We start from the raw sequence: 22,234 nt of genomic DNA, 5'->3' as shown, positions 1-22,234 counted from the left end.
CCGTCATTCCGGCTGCTCGCCCGCCTGGCCGGAGTGCGGAAGGGTCGGCGCCTCGAACGCGACTCTCCGGCCTCAGGTCGTGCGGTCAACTGCACTCTCACGGAGAACCCGCAGCTGAAGCACGTCCGGGGGTGTCCGTCGGCAGCGCCACCATGATGCGGCAACACGGCGTCGGGTCTCGAAACCGGGCCCCGAGGAGGGCATCAACCACGAATCGATGAGGGGTGGGTCGCCAGCGGGGTGACTGGATGTCCAGGTAGGGAAATAGTGGCAGGCCGGCGAGCAGGTCGTGGAGTTCGTCGTTGTTGTCCACGTCGAAGGTGCTGACATTGGCGTACTCGCCGACGATCCGCCAGATGGCGCCACTTGCCAGCACGCTGGAGCTCCTGGCTGTCGGCCCGCTCGCGCGCGAGGACGTCCGCCTGCTCGTCGGCGCCCATCCCGACGGGCAGGCGAACGGTCATCCGGACAGCATCCGGTCAGCTCTTGGCGGGGTCCAGGACGAAGTCGTACTGGACCCGGGGCTAAACGCGCGTGAGTTCGAGCACGGGGATGGTGCGGATTTCAGTGGTTTGCCGCTCGTACTCGGCGAAGCCGGGGTAGCGGCGGGCTTGCTCGGCGTAGACGCGGTCGCGTTCGGTGCCGGTGAGCTCGCTGACGGTGACCTTGTAGGTCTCGGTTCCGCGTTCGACGCTGCCCTCGCCGGCGGCGGTGAGGTTGTAGTACCAGTCGGGGTTCGTGGGGGCGCCCGCCTTGGTGGCGAAAACGTAGATGATGTTGTCGTCGGTGTCGTGCGGGAGGTACATCATCGGGTTGACGTACCCGCGCGCGCTTGTGCGGCCGCGGTGGTGCACGAGGACGATCGGCGCGCCTTCGAAGGGGCCGCCGACGCGGCCCTCGTTGGCGCGAAACTCCGCGATGGTCTTCGCGTTCCAGTCGGTGGTCTCGGTCATGTTGGGCTCCCCTTGCTTGTCTGCGCTGTCGTCTGCATGCGGGCGGGTTGGACGCGCCCAAGGTTTGTGGCCGTCAAGGTGAGTGGCTGTCACCTGATTCTGGTGATCTGCGAGCGGTGAGCTGGCGGATCTCGAGGAGGTCGAGGCCGAGCGCGTCGACCTCAGCCAGCACGCCGTAGAGTGCCGATCGATCCAGGGGGCCGGTGAGCACGGTGTCGGCACCGCGCCGCTGCGGCACCAGCGCTGGGAACGCGGAGAGTACCGTGGCGCCGAGGTGGCCGTGGATGCGGATCGCATACAGGGCGGGCGTTGGGTCCATGACGCCATGGTCGAGGGCTGGCGGGTGAACCCGCATCACCAGGATGTGGTGACCACCCGGGCTACCGCGTGCGCCCGGCCGACAGTAGCCGCAGCTCGTGCGCGCTGCACCGCTGAGGAGCGATCGCTGGCCTGGAGTTTGGTGTAGATGCTGCGATTGCAGGTGTTCGGCCGCGCTGAACTGCACAAGCGACCCGGCGGCGCCGTCTCGACGTACGACTCGGCGACCGCCAGATGGGCGGCCGCCTCGTCCAGGTGCCCGTGGAGCAGGTCATCCGCGGCGCGCACCAGATCCGACCGGGCCAGCGAGTTGCTTCTCTCGTTGGGTTAGGCGCCGGCCGGTACGCCGGGCTGCGTGGTGATGTCGTCCTTGCCAGCATTGACCAAGACCAGAACGGCCACGAACGCCGCGGCGATCAGACCGACCCCGATCCAGAACGCGACGTGATAGCCGTGTATCGCGGCGGGCGGATTGAACGCGGATGGTGAGAGGTGATGGGCCAAGACATAGGACGCGACCGCGCTCGCATAGAACGTGTTCAACAGCGCGGTGCCCAGGGACCCGCCGATCTGCTGGGTCGAGTTGAGCACCGCGCTGGCGACTCCCGCGTCGTCGTCATTCACCCCGGTGAGCGCGAGGCTTGAGAGCGGCACCAACACCAGCGCCAGGCCGGCGCTCATCAGTAACTCTCCGGGCAGAACGCTGGTGACCCAACTGCTGGTGTCAGAGATGAACGTGAAGGTGGCCAGACCGATCGCGCCCATCGCGAGCCCGATCAGCATGAGTGGCTTGGGTCCGGTGCGCGGCAGCAGGGCCGAGACCAGGCCCGAGGTGACGATGACGCCGACGCTGAACGGCAGGAATGCGATACCCGACTTGAGTGCGCTATAGCCCAGGTTGTACTGGAAGTAGTAACTCAGGAACAGGAACATCGCGAACAGCCCGGCGAAGACCAGCAACGAGGCGAGATATGAGCCGCCGCGATTGCGATCGAGCACCACCCGCATCGGCAACAGCGGGCTCGCCGAACGCAACTCGACGAGCACGAACGCGACCAGCAAGATGACGGCGCCCACGAGATAGCTGATGACCTCGACCGAGAGCCAGCCGACTCCGGTCTTGGCCGCTTGGGTGAATCCGTACACGAGGGCGACCAGTCCGGCCGTGCCGAGGACCGCGCCAGGGATGTCATATGAGCTCCCGCGCCCGGACTTGCTCTCGGTGACCAGGATCGTGCCGGCAATGAAGGCCACAATCGCGATCGGCACATTGATCAGCAGGCACCAGCGCCACGAGGCGTACTCGGTCAGCGTGCCGCCCAGGATCAAGCCGATCGCGGCGCCACCTCCCGAGATGGCGCCGTAGACCGCGAACGCCCGAGACCGCTCCTTCACCTCTGTGAAGGTCACCGTGATCAGTGACAAGGCAGCGGGCGCGAGCAGCGCCGCGAACGCGCCCTGGAGAGCCCGGGCGCCGAAGAGCGTCGCGCCGTTTTGTGCCGCGCCGCCGAGCGCCGACGCCGCAGCGAACCCGAGTAGCCCGACCAGGAAGCTCCGCTTACGGCCGGTGTAGTCGGCGATCCGTCCACCCAGCAGCAGCAGGCCACCGAACGTGACGGTGTAGGCGGTGACCACCCACTGCCGATCAGCGTCGGAGATACCCAGGTCGCGTTGCGCCGAGGGCAGCGCAATGGTCACGACGGTGCCGTCGAGCACCACCATCAGCTGAGCGATCGCTATCACCGCCAGGGCCCACCATCGGCGGTTGGGTGGTATTACGACCGTCTCCCCGAACGACTCGAGTTGGTTCTCGTCGCCCTCTCGCTTGCCTTGGGCGGCCCGCTCAGCGTCTGAAGCCATGATCAACGCTCCATTCCAGCAAGATTGTCTCGGTGGTTCCGCGGCATACGATCTCCTCGACCGAGGTGAGCTGTCCCCACCGGATGAGGGTGATTCCCCCGCCACAGGTTCCGGGAGTCATCGCCCCGTTCGAGCCGGTGCGTATTCGGCGTGATCTGGCGCAATTCGAGCGTTCGAGGCCGAGCGCTTCGATCTGCGCAAGTACGCCGAACAACGCAGACGGATCTTCAGCAAGCCAGTGAGCACGGTCTCGCTGTCGTTCAGCTCGGACGCCATCGAGGGAAGGCGGAAAGGGGCGGTCGCCCGCTCGACCGCGATCTGCGGCGCACCCGACCGGCGCCAAACCCACGCCAACGTCGCAAACACACCCTCGACGTAGCCCGAACGATCCGGCCACTTCCATCGCCCGACCAGCCGCTCCACTGCCAGCGTCTCGTCCTCGATCAGCTCCTCGATCGCAAACACGCTCTACAGGTGATCGGTGATCTGGCCAGCTCACCGTGGCGCTCGTCGAGCGGAGCGTCGTACCGGTAGCTGCCGTTAGCGATCGAGCGACACGTTTATCGCACGCCGGCCAGGTACCCATCCTCGCGACCTTCGGCTTTCAGCGCGTCGGCTCGCCGCTCTGCCGTCAACCACAGCCGCGCAAAGTCGGTCACCTTCACCCAACGCAGATGCTCCCGCCGGATGCGGTCGAAGTCGCTACCCCTGAGCTCCATAACGCAACTCGATCCCAGCGGTCGCCGACAATACCAACGCCTACGGCGGGTTCAGGCACGCGGTAGACAACGACGCAGCCTGAATGAGACTCATGGCGGGACGCTCGAGTTGATGCTGCGAGGCCGACGACGTCACCGCCTTCGCCGACTTCCCCGTGTCGCACTGGTAGGAGATCTGGTTGACCAACCCGTTGGAACGGGTGAACAAGGAGATCAAACGCCGCACCGACGTCGTCGGTGCCTTCCCCAAACCCCGCCGCACTACTCCGCCTCGCCGGACCGGTGCTCGTCGAACCCACGACGAATGGCAAGTTTCCGAACGCCGCTACCTCTCCGAAGGCTCGTGGTACCCCTCAATACCAGACCAACAGCCGAGGAGGTGGCGCCTTCGGAACCACGGCGTAGTCAGCACCACTCGCTGACCAGCACAAGGTGACGGCCGAACTCCACCACTCAGCCGGACGCAACGTCCTGCGTTGCCCCGCTCTGCGGATCACCGCGATCCGGTGACGACCGATCACCTGCCTGGTGGCAAGCCTGAGTCTGCCGCGAAGACCCGCACGGACCGTATGAGGGGACCGACATGACGGCGGACAACGAGCAGGTGAGGTCAACGGATGCTTCCGCGCACGCCGCTACGCAGCTGCGCCGAGGTGCCAACAGCGCAAGCCGAGTCGAGCCGGGAACTGGCCCACTGACCGGGGTGAACGGACGTGGTTCTTCGGTGCCTGCGGTGCGGGTTGAGGGTGTGGTCAGGCGTTTCGGGGCGACCGTGGCGCTGGATGGTGCCGGGCTGGAGGTTCCGGCGGGGATGGTGTTTGGCCTGCTCGGTCCGAACGGGGCGGGCAAGACCACGCTGGTGCGGATTCTGGCCACGCTGCTGGCGCCCGATGCTGGCCGTGCGGAGGTCTTCGGCCACGACGTGGGGGGTGAGCCTGCCGCCGTCCGCGAGCTGATCGGCCTGACGGGGCAGTTCGCGGCGGTCGACGAGCTGTTGACCGGGCGCGAGAACCTGGAGATGTTCGGCCGTTTGTTCAACCTGCCCCGCGAGGACGCCCGCGGACGCGCCGGGGAGCTGGTGGAGCGGTTCGGCCTGGCGCAGGCGGCTGACCGGCCGGCCCGGACCTATTCCGGCGGCATGCGCCGCCGGCTGGACATCGCCTCGAGCCTGGTCACCCGCCCCCAGGTGCTGTTCCTCGACGAGCCGACCACGGGCCTGGATCCGCGCAGCCGCAACGAGATCTGGGCCATCGTGCGCGAGTTGCGGCGCGAAGGGACAACGATCCTCCTGACCACCCAGTACCTGGAGGAGGCCGATCAGCTGACCGACCGGATCGCGGTCATCGACCGCGGGAAGGTGATCGCGGAGGGAACCGGGAACGAGCTCAAGGACCGCGTCGGCGGCCAGATCCTGGAGGTAGAACTGTCCAGCGCGGGGCAGCGTGACCGGGCGCAGGCGGTGCTCGCTAGGGTGGGCTGCGGCGAGCCGCAGCCGGACGAGCGTCCGGACCGGCTCACCCTTCCGGCCCCGCGCAACGGGCTCGCGCTGGTGGAGGAGGCGGCCGCCGCGCTGCGCCGGGCACAGATCGGCGTCACCGACATCGGGCTGCGCCGGCCCACCCTGGACGATGTCTTCCTGCAGCTGACCGGTGCCCCGCCCAGCGAGGACGGCGGCGGACCCGGCCCCCGGGCCTGGCGCCGCACCCGGCCCCAGCAGCCGGCGCCGAACGGGCCAGCGCCTCGCGGGCATGTCTTGCGGCTGCGTCGTCCGTCGCCGCAGGCCGTGCGCTCGGCGGCCACCGACACCGCCATCGTCACGGGCCGTAACCTGCGTCACTTCATCCGCCAGCCGGACCTGCTGGTCTTCTCCACTATCCAGCCGGTCCTGTTCGTGCTGCTGTTTGTCTACGTGTTCGGCGGCGCGATCGGCCGCTCGCTGCCGAATGGGGTCGCCTACGTCGACTTCCTGCTGCCCGGGATCTTCGTCCAGTCGGTCACCTTTGGCGCCTCGCAGACGGCGGTCGGCCTGAAGGAAGACCTGACACGCGGGGTGGTCGACCGCTTCCGGTCGATGCCGATGGCCCGCTCCGCGGTGCTGGCCGGGCGCACGGTGGCCGACCTGGTCCGCAACATCGCGATCATCGGGCTGATGATCGCTGTCGGGTACGTGGTCGGGTTCCGCTTCCTCGGCGGAGTAGCCGGAGCTGTCGCGTGCGTTGCCGTGGTCGCCGCATTCGGCTTGGCCCTCAGCTGGATCTTCGCCTTCGTGGCGCTGACGGTCCGCGGCGCCGAGACGGCGCAGACGGCCGGGTTCGTCGTGATCTTCCCGCTCGTCTTCGCCAGTTCGGTGTTCGTGCCCGTAGCCACGTTCCCGGACTGGCTGCAGACGTTCGCGAAAATCAACCCCGTCACCGTCACCGCCGACGCCGCCCGCTCGCTCGCGATCTATGGCACCCCGGCGTCCCTGGGCGCGGCCGCGGCCTGGATCGGCGGTCTGCTGGCCGTATTCATCCCCCTGTCCGTATGGCGCTACCGGCGGATCGGCTAATCCGCGTTCCGCGCTTTCATGGTCCGACGGCTTCGAATCCGACTAACGCAGGGCTCACCGGTCCGGTCCACCTCGTGCACGGCCCCGACGACTTTGCCGACGGCAACGTGCTCGTCGCCAGGGCCACCGCGCCGGCATGGACACCACATTCGCGCACACTAGTGCCGTGGTCACCGGCGGCCGGCACCGTAGCCTCCCTCGTGGCCCGCGAACACGGCATCCCCGCCGTCGTCGGAACCCGGATCGCCATCCAGCGACTCCACACCGGACAACTCACCGCCGTCGACAGAACCACCGGCGCAGTCATCGTCCACACAGGCGCTGGTGGCCCAACGGGCGGGCGGAATTCGACTTGGCCAGCTCCGTAAGAGCTGATCTCGAACAAGCGAAACAACCAGCGCCGTCAGTTAGTTCCCGCTTGGTAGTCGGCAGGTGCCGTTGACGGCGGACGGTTGCTCCGGCGCCAGTGCCGGGTATGAGGTGACCCCCGGGCTAACGTGTGCGGCCGGCCGCCAGCAGCCGCAGTTCCCGCGCGCGCCGCACGGCCGAGGAGCGGTCACGGACCTGGAGCTTGGCGTAGATGCTGCGCAGGTGCGTGCTGACGGTGTTCGGCGAGACGGACAGTTCGCCGGCGATCTCTGGGCGGGATAGGTTCGTCGGGAGGTAACGAAGCACTCTAAGCTCGCCCGGGCTGAGTTCCTCCGTCGGTGGCAATGAGGACTCCTCTTTGGCCGCCGGGGGAGAGCCGTGCAGGATATCGAGGATGTCGGCGAGCAGCGCGGCGTGCGCTGTCTCATGCCGGGGCAGCGCCTCGAGTAGCTCACGCGAGCCTGTGATCGCGAACGGGAGGACCAACCGGTCAGACTCCGCCAGGGCCAGCGCCCGTTCAGCCGCCTGGCTGGCCGCGCGCTGGTCACCGAGCTCACGATGGGCGAGCCCGGCTAGCAGGTGAGCCTCAATGACCGTGACGTCCCCGAGGATCACGGCCGTGCCATCCAGAACATCGGCCACCGCGGCTAGAGCCGCGGCCGGTTCGCCTTCCGCGAGGCAGATCACCGCGAGAGCGTTACGGATCTCACCGGAACTGGCCCGCTCGTCATCGAGCGCCCCGAGCAAGGCGCGCGCTTCGCCGGTCATCCCGAGGCGGGCCTGGGTGGCCAGCAGCCACCGGGTGGTCCGGGTCGCCAGCGCCTGCGAGTCCGCAAGCTGTGATCCCAGGTATTCGGCCGCGCCGAGCTCCTCGAGCGCATCACGATGGTGGCCGCGTCCAGCATGCAGTATCCCAGCCGTCTGGTGGAGCAGGAGCGTGATGTCCGGGCCGGTGTCTGTTTGCAGGGCCTGTCTGGTTCGTTGCAGCCATCGCTCGCCCTCGTCGAACTCGCCCGTCCAGATCAGGTTGGCGGCGAGCATTATCAGCGCGGGCGCGATCACCGGTTCCGCACCCCACCCGTATCGCTCGGCGAGCGCGATCGCCTCACGACAGCGCCGCTGGGTCGTGGCGAACGAGTGGAGGACCAGCGATGCGAACCCGAGTTGCGCCAGGCAGCCGACTTCGAGGTAGGGGCGGCCGATCTCCCGGGCCAGCGCGGCGCCCTCCCGCAGGTGCCGTTCGGCGTCCGGCGCGGCTGGCAGCCCGAGCGTCCACGCCTCGGCGGTCCCCAGGTTCATCAGTGCCACCGCGCGCAGATCGCTGCCAAGCGCGATGTCCCCGCCGGACTGCCCGTTGACCGGGGAGGCCAGGAATCTGGCCTGCTCGATGACGCCAGCAAGCTGGCCGCGCCGCCTGGCCAGTGACAGCGTCAGCGACGCGACCGCCACCCGGAGGCGCCGCTGGCGATCCGGCGGCGTCGCCTGGACGTGCGCCTCGGCGACCGCGAGATGGGCGGCCGCCTGGTCCAGACGTCCCTGCGCGAGGTCACCCATCGCGCGCACCAGGGCCAGCTCGGGGTGATCCGCGCCCTTGGGGAAGGCCCCCACCAGCGTCTGCATGGTCTGCGCTCGCCCGTCGAGCGTCAGGCTGAACGAATGGTCGGCGAGCAGCCTGGCCGCATCAGGCCAGTCGCCCGCCGCCTGGGTGTGCCGGATGGCCTCGACCACCTGGCCCTGGACGGTGAACCATCCGGCGGCGCGTCGGTGCAGCGCCGGTACTTCTTCGGACAGCGTCCCGCGCAGCTCCAGCCGCAGGAGATCCGAGAATAGGTGGTGGTAACGGAACCAGGTGCGCTCAGGGTCCAGCGAGACGACGAACGCGCCCGCGTCTTCGAGTTCCAGCAGAGTCCGTTCCGAGCCAGGGCGGCCGGTCAGCAGGTCTGCGAGCTCGCCATTGACGCGATCGAGCATTGAGGTACGCACGAGCAGATCTTGGACGTCGGGCGGCTGGCGCTCGAGCATCTCGGCGATCAGGTACTCGGCGACCGTGCGGTCGCTGCCGGAGAACTCCGCGACGAACCGTTCCGGATCGGGGTGACCGGCCAGGGAGAGCACGGCAAGCCGCAGGCCCGCGGCCCACCCCTCGGTCCGCTGGTGCAGCAGTGCCGCCCCGGCCGCCGACAGCCCGATGCCCGAGGCATCGAGAAGCTCGCGGGTTTCGCGTTCGGAAAAGCGCAGGTCGGCCGCGCGGATCTCCGCTAGCTCGCCCGCTAAGCGCAGCTGATGCAGCCGCAGCCGCACATCGTGACGCATGGTCAGTATCGCGTGCACCCGCGGGGGAAGGTTCGTCAGCAGTCGGGTGAGCTGAGAGAGGGCCTCCGGCGAATTCAGCTCGTGAAGATCATCAATGACCAACGTGACGCCGCCGTGAGCGTCGGCGAGCTCCGACAGCACCCGGTCGACCATCGCCGGTGCATTGAAGTCAGGTGTCGCTGCTCGCGGTTCCACGCGGCCGGCAATGGCCGAACCGTGACCGATCGCGTCGAGCAGGGCCAGCCAGAACTCCTGGGCGTCGTGCTGGTCGCGTTGTACCTGCACGAGGGCGAGCCGGAACTGCTGCCCCGATCGGCCGGCCCACGCGCGCAGCAGGCACGTCTTCCCGCTACCGGCCGGAGCCGAGATGATCGTCACCTTCTGCGCCACCGCGCGATCCAGGGCAGCGACAAGATCACCCCGGTCGATCAGCCGGGCAGTTGCTGGAGCCACCGTCAAAAGGCCCGCCCTAATATCCACGCCGGACACGCTGGCGCCAGTCACCTGGTCGTGGCGCCTTCCCCTCTCGGTATCAGGCAAGTGAACGCGCTGTCAAACGGCGCGCGAGGCGCGCAACCCCGGCTCCGCCGCACTGTCATCCACGCGCCGCCGCCGCGATCCCAATCCCGTCCCGCGTTGTCCGGGTGCGTCAGATCACCGGGACCGTTCTGGCAAGCCGAGTTCCCGCTGATGGTGGCCTGGGCGTTTGGACGCTGAAATGCGGGTGGCATCGCTGAGAGTGCTCGCCGTTGCGTTGAACCACCCGGCGCGGTCGATCGGCTGGTATCGCGGTGGCGCGGCGTGAGAGTCCTGTGAGGGACGCCGGAGGGGCCATGAGAGGTCTGCGAAAGTCAGCTGGCGAGGCAATCAGCGGTGTGCACTGGTTCTATGAGTAGTTCTGCCGAGGCACTGCGAGGCGTGGAGAAGCTGTGAGCGTCGAGAACGTCGTCGGGCCGTTGGTCGCTGTGGTGCTGATCGCCTACTTGGTCGCCGCAGTGATCTTCCCCAAGAGGTTCTGATGTCCGGCATGGCTGCAGGTCGACCGACCTTGCGCGGACCGCGTCCTCATCCCACGTGGATGCCTGGTCTGCGGGTGGGGTCCGATTCGTGCTGGCGGATGATCTCGCGTACGACGGGCGCGGTGTCGCCGCGGCCGAGGATGAGGTAACGCAGCAGGTGGCTGAGCGGATTGCCCTCGGACCACTCGAAATGACAATGCGGCATCACCTCAGTGGTGTCGCGCAGTGCCAGCAGGATCGCGGCGATGGCGTTGGGCGCGGCGGGGCTGTCGGCGCGCAGTACGCGGTGGCCGTCGATCTCGACTCCCTTCACCCGCAGCACGTCACTGAAGGTGGAGGGGTCGACCACGTCGATCTCGAGGAACAAGATGTCTGTGCGGCGGGGGACCGGGTCCGTTGCCCGGACGTCGCCCTCTTTCGCGGCGTACTCGGCTGCGTCGCCGGCCTGCCGCTGGTTGGCGATCAGGTTGAGGATGCCGTCGTGACGGATCGATTCGGTGAGGAATCCGCGGGCCGCGTCGTCGAACTCGATGCGATCGGCGCGTAGCTCAGTGGTGCGCGAGACCCGCGAGATCAGCGAGACGGTGATGATGCCGGCAATGAAGAGGCCGGAGATGGCGATGCCATCAGGCTTCTCGATGATGTTCTCGATCAAGGCATAGAGCAGGATCAGGGTGAGGACCGTGAAGGCCAGCGCCGCACGCCGTTGTCCGCGCCGCAGAGCAGAGATGGTGACCGCGACGGCGCCGGAGACCATCATCACCAGGATTCCCGTCGCGTACGCGCCTGCCTGAGCGTCGACGTCGGCCCCGAACGCGATCGTGATGGCGACACTGATGGCGGTGTAGACCAACACCACTGGGCGTACGGCTCGGCCCCATTCAGGTGCCATTCCGTAGGCCGGGAGGTAGCGGGGCACGATGTTGATCAGGCCGGCCATCGCCGACGCGCCGGCGAACCACAGAATCAGCACGCTGCTGACGTCGTAGGCGGTGCCGAAGATTTCGCCGAGCTCCTCGTGGGCGAGGTAGGCCAGAGCCCGGCCGTTTGCCGCGCCGCCTGGCTCGAATGCCTCGGCCGGGATGAGGACGGTCGTGATGAAACTGGTCGCCAGCAGATAGACGCTCATGATCAGCGCCGCGGCGGTCAGCAACTTCTTGGTGTTGCGGATCCGGTTGGCCAGACGCTCTTTGGTGTCCTGGCCGTCGGCGGCGACCAGGGGCATCATGCTGACCCCGGTCTCGAAACCGGACAGGCCCAGCACGAGCAGTGGAAAGGCCACGACGGCAGGTCCGACGACTCCGCCGAAGCCTTCGCGGCCGTCGGTGAGCGCGTCGACCCATCCCGAGAACGCGCCGGGAACGGTGGCGACGTCGTACAGGCCGACAGCCACGACGACGGCGTTGAGGCCGAGGAAGATCGCGACGAGCGGAATCGCGACGCCGACTGCCTCGCTGAAACCCATCAAGAACACGGCGCCGAGGATCAGCAGCAGCACCACGGTGACGGCGACTTCCTGGCCGTGCAGGAAGTCCGGTGTGTAGGGGTTCTCGATCAGGTGGACGGTCGCGTCAGCTGAGGAGAGCGTGATGGTGATGATCCAGGAGGTGGCAACGAAGCCGAGCAGAACAAGGACGAACAGCTTGCCCCGCCAGAACGGCAGGAGATTCTCCAGCATCGCGATCGAGCCCTGCCCGTGAGGACTCTCCTTGGCCACTCGCCGATACATCGGCAGCATGCCCAGGAGGGTCAAGGCGACGACGAGCAGGGTTGCCAGTGGGGACAAGGCGCCGGCAGCAAGTGCGGCGATCCCGGGCAGATAGGACAGTGTCGAGAAGTAGTCGACACCAGTCAGGCACATCACCTTCCACCATGCCTGAGGGGTCGCATGCCCTTCGCCCGCCTCCGGGCCGACTGGCTGCACGCGGTGCTGCAGGAGCCAGCTCGCCAGCCCGCGGTTACCGGCGGATTGCTCGCGCGGTCCGCGGACGGTGGCCGGCACGACGTAGTCCTCTGATGTCGTCACGCGAGCCAGGATGCATGACCGTCGGGCCAGGTCGTAATCGGTGTTAGAGACTCGTGAGAATGCCGCCGCTGCGGGAAAACAACGGCTACATTGCCCCGATGCTCATAGGAGTGACGCTCTGGATCATCGCCCTGATCCTCACCGTCACAGGTCTGGTTTCAGTGCTGCGCTATCGAGTCGTCGTCGGCGCCGGCCTCATTGTCACCGGCCTCACACTCGGCCTGCTGAGCAGCGGTTATCTGGGCTGAGACTGCCGGGCAACTCGCCGGTTCCGTACTTCGTGTCGTCGCCTGGACGATGCGGGTGGAGAAGCCGTGGGTTCAACCCATCGGGGCATAGTTGAAAGTGTGAGCGGCTCCGATGACTCTCCTGACTACGCCGGCCAAGCAGACCAGATGACTGCTACGGCCCCTCCGGAGAGTCGAGGTGTGCTGACGAGGGAAGTCTGGCTGGTCCTAGCGTTGTCTCTCGGTGCTTCGGCGGTTTCGGCGGTGATTTCCTTTGCCGGTGTGCTGACCTCGCACCAGCCTCTCAGCGGTCAGACGGCGGTGATCGTCGGCTCGCGTGCCCCGGGCCGGCCCTGGCTGGACCTGGCCTGGCAGGTCTTCGGCGTGGCAACGGCGCTGGTGCCGGTCGCACTTGTTGCGCACCTTCTGGCTCGCGGCGGTGAATCGTTACGGAGCCTGGGTTTTGACCGGCGCGACCCTTGGCGGGATCTGGTGCGCGGAGCAGCGGTGGCGGCCTGTGTCGGCGGGGCGGGTCTGGCGTTCTACCTCGCGGCCCACGCCTCCGGGGCCAACCTGACCGTTGAGCCGGCGCAACTGCCGGACACGTGGTGGCGACTGCCGGTCCTGATCGCAGTCGCTGCGCAGAATGCGGTGCTCGAGGAGGTCGTCGTCCTCGGATATCTCACTCGTCGGTTGGATCAACTCGGCTGGTCCCGCCGACGCAGTACGACGGCAAGCGCGCTTCTCCGTGGCTCCTACCACCTCTATCAGGGCCTCGGCGGCTTCGTGGGCAATGTGGTCATGGGTGTGCTGTTCTGCCACCTCTACCGGCGATGGGGTCGAGTGATGCCGTTGGTGGTGGCACACACGCTGATCGATGTCGTAGCGCTTGTCGGCGCGACGTATCTGATCGGAAAGGTCGGCTGGCTGCCCGGCTGAGCTGAACCCCAAGGTGGTCGGCACATCGATCGGGGGACACTTACCAAGGGTCTCCCGCAGGGGTAATCCTTCGTCTTCGCGGGCAGCCCTCCGGACACCGCTGGTGATCGGGGTCATGCCGATGCGCCTTCCCCGTGTTTCGGGCAAATTCGCCCGCGGCCTCGGGTCGGCGGCGGGCGCCGGTCGCGAACCGTGACCGTTGCTTGCGGCAACCAAGCTTTGGACTGGCAGGAACTCGCCACTGAAACGCTTCCGCGAACTCATTGCACCGCCGTACTCTCCGAGAAGTTGACTTCAGCGGTGCCGGGGGACCGCCGCCCACGCCGGAGGGGATCTGATGAGACGACGCCTGTCGTATCCTGCTGGGCTCGTTGCCCTGACGCCGTTCGTGCTCGCCGTCGAGCACGCGAGAATCGGCGCGACCAGATCAGGCCCGCGTAGCCAAGGGACCAGTTCGGTGTCGAATCGGGGTGGTCCTGCGCCGATTGCACCCGGCTCATGCAGACCGACGGCTGCCGTCAGCCACAGCGTCATCGTCATACCGTGCGAGGCGATCACCAGCGTCCGACCGTCGGCTGCGCGATGCGCTTGGTGACGGCCTCGAATTGCAATACGAACCGCCTAGCGCACGAAGCTTCGGAAGGCGACCTAGTCGACCTTACTGGTCGGTGCCCAGGGTCCTGGCGCGGTCGAGATGTTCTTCGACTACGACGAGTTCACCGGCGCGGTGCCGCGATTGTTCAGCTCGGTCGAGCCGCCGCACCAGACACTGCGTCTGCCGGTCGGGCGGCACGGGCACGCGAACGGGTCGTTCAGTCAGCTGGGCACCTACAAGCTGACCGTCCAGGCGTCGGCGACCATGGCGGCCGGAGCGGCGGTGACGTCGTGGGCGGTCGAGTGCACTCTTGTCGTGGGCCCGTACGAGCCGCCAATGCCGCCTCCCACCACGCTCATCGGGCATCACCCGATCTTATTGCCATGATTGTCGATATCTTGAGCATCGCCGCCTGTCAGTGCTCGTGCACGTGGTCGCCGTGCTGGTGGTGTCGATGACCGTCATGTAAGTGGTCCACGTGATCCTCGTGCTGGACCGTCTCGCAACCGTCGCCCTCGATGTGCGGATCACCGTGGCCGGCGTGCACCTTGGTCTCCGCATGCCGTTCGCCGTCGTGGACATGGTCCACGTGGTCGCCGTGGAGCACTGTCTCGCAGCCGTCGTCCGGCAGGTGCTCGTGATCGGGTTGCTCGGTGTGCGTGCTCACTTTGACTCCTCTGGGTCGCTTGGCTCCCACCTTCCTCCCGTGCGCGTGCCGACGACAAGAGTCGCAGTGAGTCCAGATCGGGGCGGGGAGAGGTTCGCGGCGCGGCTACGCGCGCGACGGCGCTGCCTTGGTGAGCCGGGTTGTCAGGCAGCGAGTTCGGGCCCGTCAATGAGCAGGCCGCGTTCGAAGCGGGCTCCGGCGGGACCAGGGCGACGAGGTAGCCAGCGGGCCTGGGCGGACTCGGCGACCATCCGGTGCTGCCGCAGGATGGGATCGATCGGATCGCTCTGGCCGTCGGTCTTTGCCCGGGTTGGCGTCGCTCACTGCCTGGCCTGGGCGTGGTTGGCGCAGTACCAGTCGCCATGGTGAGGTTGCCAGGCGTTCGTGGTAAGCCGCTGCACCGCCGGTTGGGGAGGGGCGAGGGTTCGGGGACGGCCAGGTCGTCGCCGAGCATGACAGTACATCGTGACATCGAGGGATTCCGTAGATCCGTTACCCAGCCGTTCGGCAATCACTCACCAGCCGACTGCGGGGTCGTTGTCGATAGCAACGACCAACACGGGACGCCCGAGCTGCCACCGGAACTCGTACCAAAGCGATACCCGAACATCTTCATCGTGATACCGGGTCAGTTTTACGCGTGGCGCTCAGCGAAAGTCTCGCGAGGTGGTGCGCGCGGCGAGGGGGAGTCGTTCGAGCTGACCGGCGACGAGGTTGGTGACGCCGTTGGCTCGCTCGAGGCGTCCACGAACGATCAGTGCGGATGAGTCGCGTGCAACTTTTCGGTGCCGGGCCCAGCAGCCGGGGGAGACGATGACGTTGATCATGCCGGTTTCGTCTTCGAGGTTGAGGAAGGTGACGCCGGAGGCGGTGGCTGGCCGTTGCCTGTTCCTGGCCGGTCATCCGCCGGACGAAGGGGTGGACGGCGCCGCCTTGGATCGGGCCGGGGCGGATGAGCGCGATCTCGCAGGCCAGGTCGTAGAAGCGGCGCGGCCGCAGCCGGGGAGGGTGGCCATCTGGGCGCGGGACTCGACCTGGAAGACGCCGACGGAGTCGGCTCGGCAGAGCTGGTCGTAGACGCCCTGCTCCTCCTTGGGGATGGTGCGGAGCTCCCACTTCTCACCGAGCCCCTTGGGACAAGGACGACTGCGCCTACATAGGCCTGGTGATGTTCGACCTGCTCGGCCTCGGCATGCTCGCCGCGCTGCAATACACGATCGACCTCGTCGAAGACCCTTCAGCAGCTCGCCGGCCATCGCGACGACCGGGGAGGGGATGTCGTGGTCGGTCGAGGTGATCTCGGGTGACCAGCCGTCGACTTGTTTCGACCAGGCGTCTTGCTGCCCGACGGAGTAGCCGAGGGCCTTGGCCATGTCGCGTACGGCGGACTTGGGTCGGTAGGAGATGACGTTGGCGACCTGGGCGGCGTTGCGGCGCCCGTACTTGTCGTAGACGTACTGGATGACTTCTTCGCGGCGGTCGGAGTCGAAGTCGACGTCGATGTCGGGTTCCTCGGTGCGGGTCGCGGCCAGGAACCGCTCGAACGGCAGGCCGTAGAGGTCAGGTGGCTGGCGTCAGGTGGGTTGCTGTGCGCGACAGGTGTCGCGGACCTGCGGTGGTGGCGTGATGGTGGATCTGCCGGTGGGGCTGGCTGGGCCGGTGGACTTCGAGCTGGCTCAAGCGGTGGAGGCGTTGCCTGGGGAGAAGGTGCTGCGGGTCGAGGTATGAGCCGAAGTGGGATGGCTTCCTTCACTGAACTAGTCAAGCTGTCGCCTCGGTCGCGGCAGAATTGGCAACCGCGCTGTAGGACGTCAGATTCCGCGAGTATCAAGACTGTCGGCGTTCACGCCCCGAGGTCGGTGAGCCACTGGCCGACTGCCTGCGCGCAGAGGTCGGGCGCCTCGACGGGCAGCAGGTGGCCAACGTCGTCGATCGGTCGGGGTGTCCAGTTCGGCCGCCGGGCGTGCTGCATGAGTGAGGTGGGGTCGACCAGCGGATCGTCGCTTCCCCACAGCACAAGTACGGGCGCCTGCATGGAATCTAACGCTTCGTTCGTCCGGCGCTGTGTGATGAACATGGCTTTGATGATCGACGCGCACGCCGTGGCCGTGCCCGCCAGCCGTTCCGGGTGCTCGCGCGCCGCCTCGACGTCATCGAGCCACAGGTCGACCTGCGCGCGTGAGACACGGCCCGGGTCTCCGCCGATGAGGTCGGTGCGGCCGCCTGAGATGGTGCCAGCATCTTTGATCGCGTCGCGTTTGGCGTCCAGCATGCGCCGGCCCGCGAGTCGCAGCATGATGCGTGTCGCGGGCGGGCCGGCTGCGACGGCGAGGCGTCCCAGCGTCTGCCACGCGAGCGCCTCGGCTGGTGATGTCAGGCGCCACGGCAGCGCCGGGGCCACCAGCACGACTCCCCGAGTCTTGTCGGGCATCATCCCTGCGGCCAGCGCCACCACCAGTCCACCCGTCGACCAGCCGTGCATCACCACCTGGCCGTCGAGGCAGAGCTGCCGGACGAAGGCCGGCACGAAGCGAGCGTCGAGGCCCAGGCGTGGCCCGTCCCGATATGGAGCACCGGTGTGGCCCGTAATCGTCCCCGGGAGGTCGACGGAAATCACCGGCCCGAGCTGTCTCAGGTGAGGAACGAGGTCGATCCACATGCTCGCGCTGCCGGTCATCGGGGGCACCAGCAGGTGAACCGGCGCGTCGGGAGCAGCAGCCGAGGCGGGCTCCGCGCGGACGTAGTGCACGGGCACGCCGCACACGCTCGTCGACACGCTGCGCAATCCGGCCCACTGCTGCGACCGGATGCCCCAGTCGTCGTATCTCAGGGAGATCCCTCCCGCCCTTCCCAGTGGTACTCGCAGGCAACATGGGTTCACTGAACCTGTCAATCGTCAGCGGGCGGCTGCCCGGTCGGTAGATGAGCTGTCATTAGGTACCGCGTACCGACGGCCACCCGATTCCCGTACCGCGGTGGGACGTGCGGGTGTTGAACGCGGTCACCGTTCGTGCGGGTGCAAGGCGGGACTGCTCGGCGTTGGCAGATGGGTGCTCTCGCCAGGGGAGCCGAAGCTGTCGCTGCCGCCGTTTCGCGTGGACGGCTTGGGGACGTCGCAGAACAAGTCCTCGCGTGGGCCGTGGAGCACGCGTCGGCGGGCGGAGCGGCCGTGTGATCGCGGCCGGCATCACCTCGGTAGGAGAACCCGGACCTGGTCTCTGATCTCCTTCACGATTTCGTCGGGTGGGTTGGCGATGTTGAGTGTCGCGGCCATGCTGACGAACATGATCGCGGAGACGATGTGCGCGAGGGTTGCGGCGTCGCCGGAGTTGATGCGTTCGTCTCGCTGTAGCACGTCGGCGATCGCTTTTTCGGTCTGCACGGTCAGGGCGAGCGCGTCGCGGTGGTGGGGCTCCTGGGGATCGCCGAAGACGATTTCCCGCAGGTAGGTCCGTCCGTTGTCGACCTGTTTGCGGTTGCATTCCACGACCGGGCGGACGATCGCCAGCACCGCGTCGAGCAGGTCGGGGATGTGCTTGGCCGCCGACCTGCCTTGTGCGAGCGCATCGGCGTAGGTGGAGTTCTGCACGAGCAGGAGGAGTTCGCCCTTGGTCTTGGCGTAGAGGAACAGCGTGCCCGCGCCGATGTCGGCCTTGTCGGCGATCTCCTGGGTGGTGACCTCGTCGACGCCGCGCTCGGCGAAGAGCGCTTGAGCGGCGGCGGTGATGCGGTCGAGCTTCTGCTGCTTGTTTCGCTCGCGCCGGCCGACTGGTTGGGAGGAGAGTGGCATGCCTGCCGTCCTTGTCTGCTGTACAGGCTCCTGCTGTGTGGGCTCGAATGTGCCGGGGCTCATTCTTCCACGGCGACGAGAGGAGCCCTGTCGCGGAGTTCCGGGTAGAGCGCCTCGACCGGACCGCTCAGAGCCGCCTTGACCTGGGCGGTCAGCTCGTCGGCGATGACCTCGTACTCAGCGGCCTCGACGGCGTCGTAGACCTTGGTCACGAGCTCGGCCGGTTGCATCTTGGGCCCGTCGGTGTGCGCGGCCATGCGGGTTTCGACGTACCCCATGTGCACGCCTGTCACGTGGACGCCACTGGGTGCGAGCTCGAGCCGCAGAGAGTTGGTGGCCGACCAGAGCGCGGCCTTGGCGGCGCTGTAGATGCCGCCGAACCCGTACCAGCTCGCGACCGAGTGCACGTCAACGAGGAGGGACTGCGGCGTGGCGGCCAGGATGGGCGCGAACGCGCGGGCGAGGAGGACGGGCCCGAAGAAGTTGGTCTCCATGTTGGCCCGGATGTCCGCCTCGGTCACCTCGAGCAGGCTTGCGCTTGGCGGGTTGGCGCCGGCGTTGTTGATGAGCGCCGTCACGTCTGGCGCAGCGCCCACGGCCGCGGCGATGGACGTGGCGTCGGTGATGTCGAGGGTGAGGGGGACGATGCGCTCGTCATCCCACGGGCGAGGAGTGCGGGCGGTGGCGTAGACCTTCGCGGCGCCGCGCGCGAGCGCTTGGTGGACGAAGTGGGTTCCGATGCCGCCGTTTGCCCCGGTGACCAGGACGACTGCTCCGTTGAGGGAAGGCATGTTCTCGTTCTTTCTGTTGTGGGATAGCGGCATGCGGGCGAGCGACCCGCTATTGCTGGTAGTGCGGCAGGATGTCGCCGTTCTTGACGTAGGTGAGGGCGGCGGTGACGTCGTAGGCGTGGATCGCGGAGGCGAGCGGTGCCAGCTGGTGGGACAGTTCCTCGATCACGTTGCTGGTGAAGAAGGCGTCTCGTGATGCTGTGTCGGTGAACCCGAGGATGAGGGAGGCGTGGAAGTGCTGGTCGTCGGGGTTGTCGTGGGCGACGTTCGGGGTGTCCCACAGCTTTTCGATCCAGGGCAGGAACGTCTGCGTGCGCAGTTCCTTGAGCGCTCCGGTGCCGGCGAGTGCGGGAACGAGCTGCTTCTTGATGAACGTCCGAAACTCACCTGCGCCGACCCCGTCTCTCCGACGGAGGTAGATCAGGGCGCGGGCGCCGACCGGCTCTGCCGGGCCGGCGACGTCGTACCAGCGCGACGAGTTCGGTGGACCGCCGTAGAGGAGAGTGCGGCGGAACACGTTGATCTCGTCCTTGTAGGCGAGCTGCGTCTGCTTGCGCCCTTTCAGCGGCGAGAGCGCCGAATGCAAGGTGACCTCCGCGACGCCGTCGATCTTGCGGTCGACGGGGATCGAGGTCTCCACCCCGTCGGTGGCCGGCCACCGGCCCGGGTTGTGCTCGGCGAGGTGGATCTGCCGGTACTCCTCCAGGCCCGGAGTGGCGGAGATGATCCCTGAGTGCGGGCCCTTCCAGTAGTCCATGCCGGTCTGGCGTGGCTGGTCGGTGCGCACCCACAGCAGGATCGACGAGGTGAGATGCTTCTTGACGCCCAGTGGCGCGGCGGACAGTGACGTGCTCATGGAGTTGCCTTTCTCGTGCGGTCTGGTGTTCGGGTGGTCAGCGGGCGAGGAACTCGACCGCGACCGGGGCGAACTTCTGGTGGAACTGGAAGATGCCGCCGTGCCCGGAGTCGGGGTAGATGATCAGCTCCGAGCCGTTGATGCGGCGGTGGAGGTCCTCGGACAGCACCGAGGGCACCATGCGGTCGTTGTCGCCGTTGGCGATCAGGGTGGGCTGGGTGAGCTTCGACAGGTCGTCGGGGGCGGAGCGGCCCCACGTCTTGATCGCCTTCAGCTGGGTCTGGAACGCCTTGACTGTGATCGGTGCGTCGCGGTCGGCGGTGCGCTCCTTGAGCCGGTTGACGAACGCGCGCGCGGCGGGCTTGCCGGTGGCGTTGCGGTTGAAGAACAGGAACTCCTTGGGGTCGGACCGGGTCGCGGCGGCGCGCAGCATGTCCCAGTAGGTGGTGCCGGCGACCTTGTCGATGTTCTTGCCGCCCTTCGGCCCGGTGCCGGTGAGGACGAGCTTGCGGACGAGCTCGGGGTGCTTCACCACCAGCGCCTGGGCGACGAAGCCGCCGAGAGAGAAGGAGAAGATGTCGATCTTGTCGAACCCGAGCGCCGTGATGAAGGTGTAGGCGTCGTCGGCCATCGCCTCGACGCTGTCGGGAACGCGCCCGGTCGAGGCTCCGACGCCCCGGTTGTCGAAGGCGATGACGTGGTGCTCCGCGGCGATGGGGTCGATGATCCGGGGGTCCCAGTTGTCGAGGGTCGCGGCGAGGTGAACGAAGAAGACGACAGGGATGCCGCCCTTCGGCCCCAGCTCGCGGTAGGCGTAGGTGACGCCGTTGGCGTCGACCGTGCGGGCGGGCGCGTCCTTGTAGGCGGTGATGATCGCGTCGTGTGTGTGCCTGTTCGTGCTCATGGTGTTCTCCTGCTTCCTGGTTCGTACGCGGTGAGGTGGGTTTGTTCAGGTCCTGCTGATGACGGCTTTGCCGCGGATGCCGCCGTTTTCCAGTGACTGCACTGCCTGCGCGGTCTGGTCGAAGTTGAAGACGCGTCCGACGACGGGGCGCAGCGCGCCGCTGTCGACGAGGGCGGTGATCTGGCGAAGCTGGTCGCCGCTGGCGCGCATGAAGAGGAACTCGTAGGTCACGCCGAGGCGCCGGGCCTGGCGGCGGATGCGGCTGCTGAGGGCGGTCATCACCAGCCGGAGTACCGGGGTCGTGCCGAGCTCGCGGGCGAATGCGGAATCGGGCGGCCCGGCGATTCCGATCGCCTTGCCGCCGGGGCGTAGTACGCGCAGCGACTTCTCGAGGTTCTTCCCGCCGAGGCTGTCCAGTACCAGGTCGTACCCGTCGAGGAGCTGTTCGAAGTCCTGGCTGCGGTAGTCGATGATGAGATCCGCACCGAGCTCGCGCACGAAGTCGACGTTGCCGGTGCTGACCGTGGTGGCGACCGTGGCGCCGAGGTGCTTGGCGAGCTGGATCGCGATTGTCCCGACTCCGCCGGCGCCGCCGTGGATGAGGACCCGTTGCCCCGGCTGCAGGTTGCCCCGCTCGACGAGTGCCTGCCATGCGGTCAAGGCCACCAGCGGTAGCGAGGCGGCTTCCTCGAGGCTGACCGATGCCGGCTTGAGCGCAAGGTCGGCCTCGGCGATCGCGATGCGCTCCGCGAACGTTCCGATGCGGTCCTTGTCGGGCCGGGCGTACACCTCGTCGCCGAGCCTGAATCCCTGCACCTTCGCGCCGACGCCGATCACCGTTCCGGCGACGTCGTTGCCGAGGATCTGCGGCAGCTTGTACGGAAGGATCTGCTTGAACTCGCCGGCCCGGATCTTCTCGTCCAGCAGGTTGAGCCCGGCAGCCCGGACCTGGACGAGCACGTCGTGCTCTCCGACCACGGGCTCGGGGACATCCGCTGGCTGTAACGGCCCCTTGTACTGCTTGACGACGAACGCTCGCATGGCGACTTTCCTTCTCGTGCCGATCACTTGACTTGTCCTGGATCAATCAATCTGAGTTAACTCAATAATGAGTCTACTCAGTAAACTTGTCAAGGGAGACGCCAGGCGAGGCGGTCGGCCGCCGATCGCTCGCGCCGGGTACGCGTCCCGGCGTAGGCTCCGCGACCACGATCCGGGCACACGAATGCCCCCCTCGCGTGTGGAGTGACGGCGTCCGCGGACGCGGTACTTCGGGTTGGTTCAAGTCGAGTGCGCCAACCGACTCCACGCCGTCGGCCGCCGGTCACCCGTCGCCGACC

Annotated in this window: 23 protein-coding genes and 2 pseudogenes; 7 read left to right on the top strand and 18 right to left on the bottom strand. The window is 67.4% G+C overall.

From position 1 onward, the window contains the following. Window positions 1-97: 97 nt before the first annotated feature. The 7 genes and pseudogenes from EV644_RS37320 to EV644_RS44885 all read right to left on the bottom strand — a co-directional run bounded on the left by EV644_RS37320 (window position 98) and on the right by EV644_RS44885 (window position 3,850). Window positions 98-440 (bottom strand): annotated as a pseudogene (locus EV644_RS37320) (muconolactone Delta-isomerase family protein). Window positions 441-524: 84 nt separating this feature from the next. After that, window positions 525-953 (bottom strand): nitroreductase family deazaflavin-dependent oxidoreductase, encoded by a 429-nt coding sequence (locus EV644_RS37315; RefSeq protein ID WP_132195058.1) that lies wholly within the window; start codon window positions 951-953, stop codon window positions 525-527. A gap of 73 nt (window positions 954-1,026) precedes the next feature. Next, window positions 1,027-1,272, bottom strand: coding sequence for a DUF8691 family protein (locus EV644_RS37310; protein WP_132195060.1), 246 nt, complete (start codon window positions 1,270-1,272; stop codon window positions 1,027-1,029). A gap of 35 nt (window positions 1,273-1,307) precedes the next feature. Beyond that, entirely contained in the window at window positions 1,308-1,559 is a 252-nt protein-coding gene (locus EV644_RS37305) for a hypothetical protein (protein WP_132195062.1), read from the bottom strand. Window positions 1,560-1,598: 39 nt separating this feature from the next. Next, window positions 1,599-3,131 carry an MFS transporter gene (locus EV644_RS37300; protein ID WP_132195064.1) on the bottom strand — a complete coding sequence of 511 codons (1,533 nt, stop codon included), beginning with the start codon at window positions 3,129-3,131 and terminating at the stop codon, window positions 1,599-1,601. 117 nt (window positions 3,132-3,248) lie between these two features. Then, window positions 3,249-3,596: a hypothetical protein gene (locus tag EV644_RS37295; RefSeq protein WP_132195066.1), complete on the bottom strand. Its 348-nt coding sequence runs from the start codon at window positions 3,594-3,596 to the stop codon at window positions 3,249-3,251. 95 nt (window positions 3,597-3,691) lie between these two features. Next, window positions 3,692-3,850: a hypothetical protein gene (locus EV644_RS44885; protein ID WP_158293042.1), complete on the bottom strand. Its 159-nt coding sequence runs from the start codon at window positions 3,848-3,850 to the stop codon at window positions 3,692-3,694. A gap of 179 nt (window positions 3,851-4,029) precedes the next feature. Here EV644_RS44885 and EV644_RS37290 point away from each other — a divergent pair, with 179 nt between their 5' ends. From EV644_RS37290 to EV644_RS47980, 3 genes are all read left to right on the top strand, one after another. Next, a complete protein-coding gene (locus tag EV644_RS37290; RefSeq protein WP_158293041.1) occupies window positions 4,030-4,272 on the top strand; it encodes a transposase in 243 nt (80 codons plus the stop codon). Window positions 4,273-4,583: 311 nt separating this feature from the next. Next, window positions 4,584-6,398, top strand: coding sequence for an ABC transporter permease (locus tag EV644_RS47600; RefSeq protein WP_305000094.1), 1,815 nt, complete (start codon window positions 4,584-4,586; stop codon window positions 6,396-6,398). After that, entirely contained in the window at window positions 6,374-6,766 is a 393-nt protein-coding gene (locus EV644_RS47980) for a PEP-utilizing enzyme (RefSeq protein ID WP_132195068.1), read from the top strand. Before EV644_RS47600 ends, EV644_RS47980 begins: the two co-directional genes overlap by 25 nt. A gap of 124 nt (window positions 6,767-6,890) precedes the next feature. Here the strand turns inward: EV644_RS47980 and EV644_RS37275 are convergent, their stop codons facing one another. Then, window positions 6,891-9,584: a winged helix-turn-helix domain-containing protein gene (locus tag EV644_RS37275; protein WP_199240217.1), complete on the bottom strand. Its 2,694-nt coding sequence runs from the start codon at window positions 9,582-9,584 to the stop codon at window positions 6,891-6,893. A gap of 425 nt (window positions 9,585-10,009) precedes the next feature. Between EV644_RS37275 and EV644_RS37270 the strand changes: the two genes are divergently transcribed. Beyond that, window positions 10,010-10,099: a potassium-transporting ATPase subunit F gene (locus EV644_RS37270; RefSeq protein WP_132195070.1), complete on the top strand. Its 90-nt coding sequence runs from the start codon at window positions 10,010-10,012 to the stop codon at window positions 10,097-10,099. Window positions 10,100-10,145: 46 nt separating this feature from the next. On the opposite strand, the gene EV644_RS37265 is transcribed toward EV644_RS37270, so the two are convergent. After that, window positions 10,146-12,125, bottom strand: a complete 1,980-nt coding sequence (locus tag EV644_RS37265) for an APC family permease (RefSeq protein WP_241999291.1) — start codon at window positions 12,123-12,125, stop codon at window positions 10,146-10,148. Window positions 12,126-12,184: 59 nt separating this feature from the next. Here EV644_RS37265 and EV644_RS37260 point away from each other — a divergent pair, with 59 nt between their 5' ends. From EV644_RS37260 to EV644_RS37250, 3 genes are all read left to right on the top strand, one after another. Further along, window positions 12,185-12,373: a hypothetical protein gene (locus EV644_RS37260; RefSeq protein WP_132195072.1), complete on the top strand. Its 189-nt coding sequence runs from the start codon at window positions 12,185-12,187 to the stop codon at window positions 12,371-12,373. Between the two features lie 243 nt (window positions 12,374-12,616). Continuing rightward, on the top strand, window positions 12,617-13,291 hold the full coding sequence (locus EV644_RS37255) for a CPBP family intramembrane glutamic endopeptidase (protein ID WP_241999292.1): 675 nt from the start codon (window positions 12,617-12,619) through the stop codon (window positions 13,289-13,291). 661 nt (window positions 13,292-13,952) lie between these two features. After that, window positions 13,953-14,273 (top strand): choice-of-anchor M domain-containing protein, encoded by a 321-nt coding sequence (locus tag EV644_RS37250; RefSeq protein ID WP_370451524.1) that lies wholly within the window; start codon window positions 13,953-13,955, stop codon window positions 14,271-14,273. A 28-nt stretch (window positions 14,274-14,301) separates the two neighbouring features. Here EV644_RS37250 and EV644_RS37245 read toward each other — a convergent pair whose 3' ends face one another. The 9 genes and pseudogenes from EV644_RS37245 to EV644_RS37200 all read right to left on the bottom strand — a co-directional run bounded on the left by EV644_RS37245 (window position 14,302) and on the right by EV644_RS37200 (window position 21,935). Next, window positions 14,302-14,553, bottom strand: coding sequence for a hypothetical protein (locus tag EV644_RS37245; protein WP_132195078.1), 252 nt, complete (start codon window positions 14,551-14,553; stop codon window positions 14,302-14,304). 647 nt (window positions 14,554-15,200) lie between these two features. Further along, the gene (locus EV644_RS47975) at window positions 15,201-15,380 is read right to left on the bottom strand and encodes a hypothetical protein (RefSeq protein WP_369410590.1); all 180 of its coding nucleotides are present in this window, start codon (window positions 15,378-15,380) and stop codon (window positions 15,201-15,203) included. Between the two features lie 37 nt (window positions 15,381-15,417). Next, window positions 15,418-16,118 (bottom strand): annotated as a pseudogene (locus tag EV644_RS46835) (error-prone DNA polymerase); the annotation flags it as partial. 278 nt (window positions 16,119-16,396) lie between these two features. Continuing rightward, window positions 16,397-17,329, bottom strand: coding sequence for an alpha/beta fold hydrolase (locus tag EV644_RS37225; protein WP_132195080.1), 933 nt, complete (start codon window positions 17,327-17,329; stop codon window positions 16,397-16,399). A gap of 411 nt (window positions 17,330-17,740) precedes the next feature. Then, on the bottom strand, window positions 17,741-18,343 hold the full coding sequence (locus tag EV644_RS37220; protein WP_132195082.1) for a TetR/AcrR family transcriptional regulator: 603 nt from the start codon (window positions 18,341-18,343) through the stop codon (window positions 17,741-17,743). 59 nt (window positions 18,344-18,402) lie between these two features. Further along, window positions 18,403-19,134 carry an SDR family oxidoreductase gene (locus tag EV644_RS37215; protein ID WP_132195084.1) on the bottom strand — a complete coding sequence of 244 codons (732 nt, stop codon included), beginning with the start codon at window positions 19,132-19,134 and terminating at the stop codon, window positions 18,403-18,405. Window positions 19,135-19,183: 49 nt separating this feature from the next. Beyond that, window positions 19,184-19,990, bottom strand: coding sequence for a strictosidine synthase (locus EV644_RS37210; RefSeq protein WP_132195086.1), 807 nt, complete (start codon window positions 19,988-19,990; stop codon window positions 19,184-19,186). 37 nt (window positions 19,991-20,027) lie between these two features. Then, window positions 20,028-20,894: an alpha/beta fold hydrolase gene (locus EV644_RS37205; protein WP_132195088.1), complete on the bottom strand. Its 867-nt coding sequence runs from the start codon at window positions 20,892-20,894 to the stop codon at window positions 20,028-20,030. Between the two features lie 45 nt (window positions 20,895-20,939). After that, entirely contained in the window at window positions 20,940-21,935 is a 996-nt protein-coding gene (locus tag EV644_RS37200; protein ID WP_132195090.1) for an NADP-dependent oxidoreductase, read from the bottom strand. Window positions 21,936-22,234 lie beyond the last annotated feature (299 nt).

This window comes from Kribbella orskensis (assembly GCF_004342085.1).
GTDB lineage: Bacteria > Actinomycetota > Actinomycetes > Propionibacteriales > Kribbellaceae > Kribbella > Kribbella orskensis.
The sequence above is the reverse complement of the archived record's forward strand: the minus strand, read 5'-3'. Positions and strand labels throughout refer to the sequence as shown.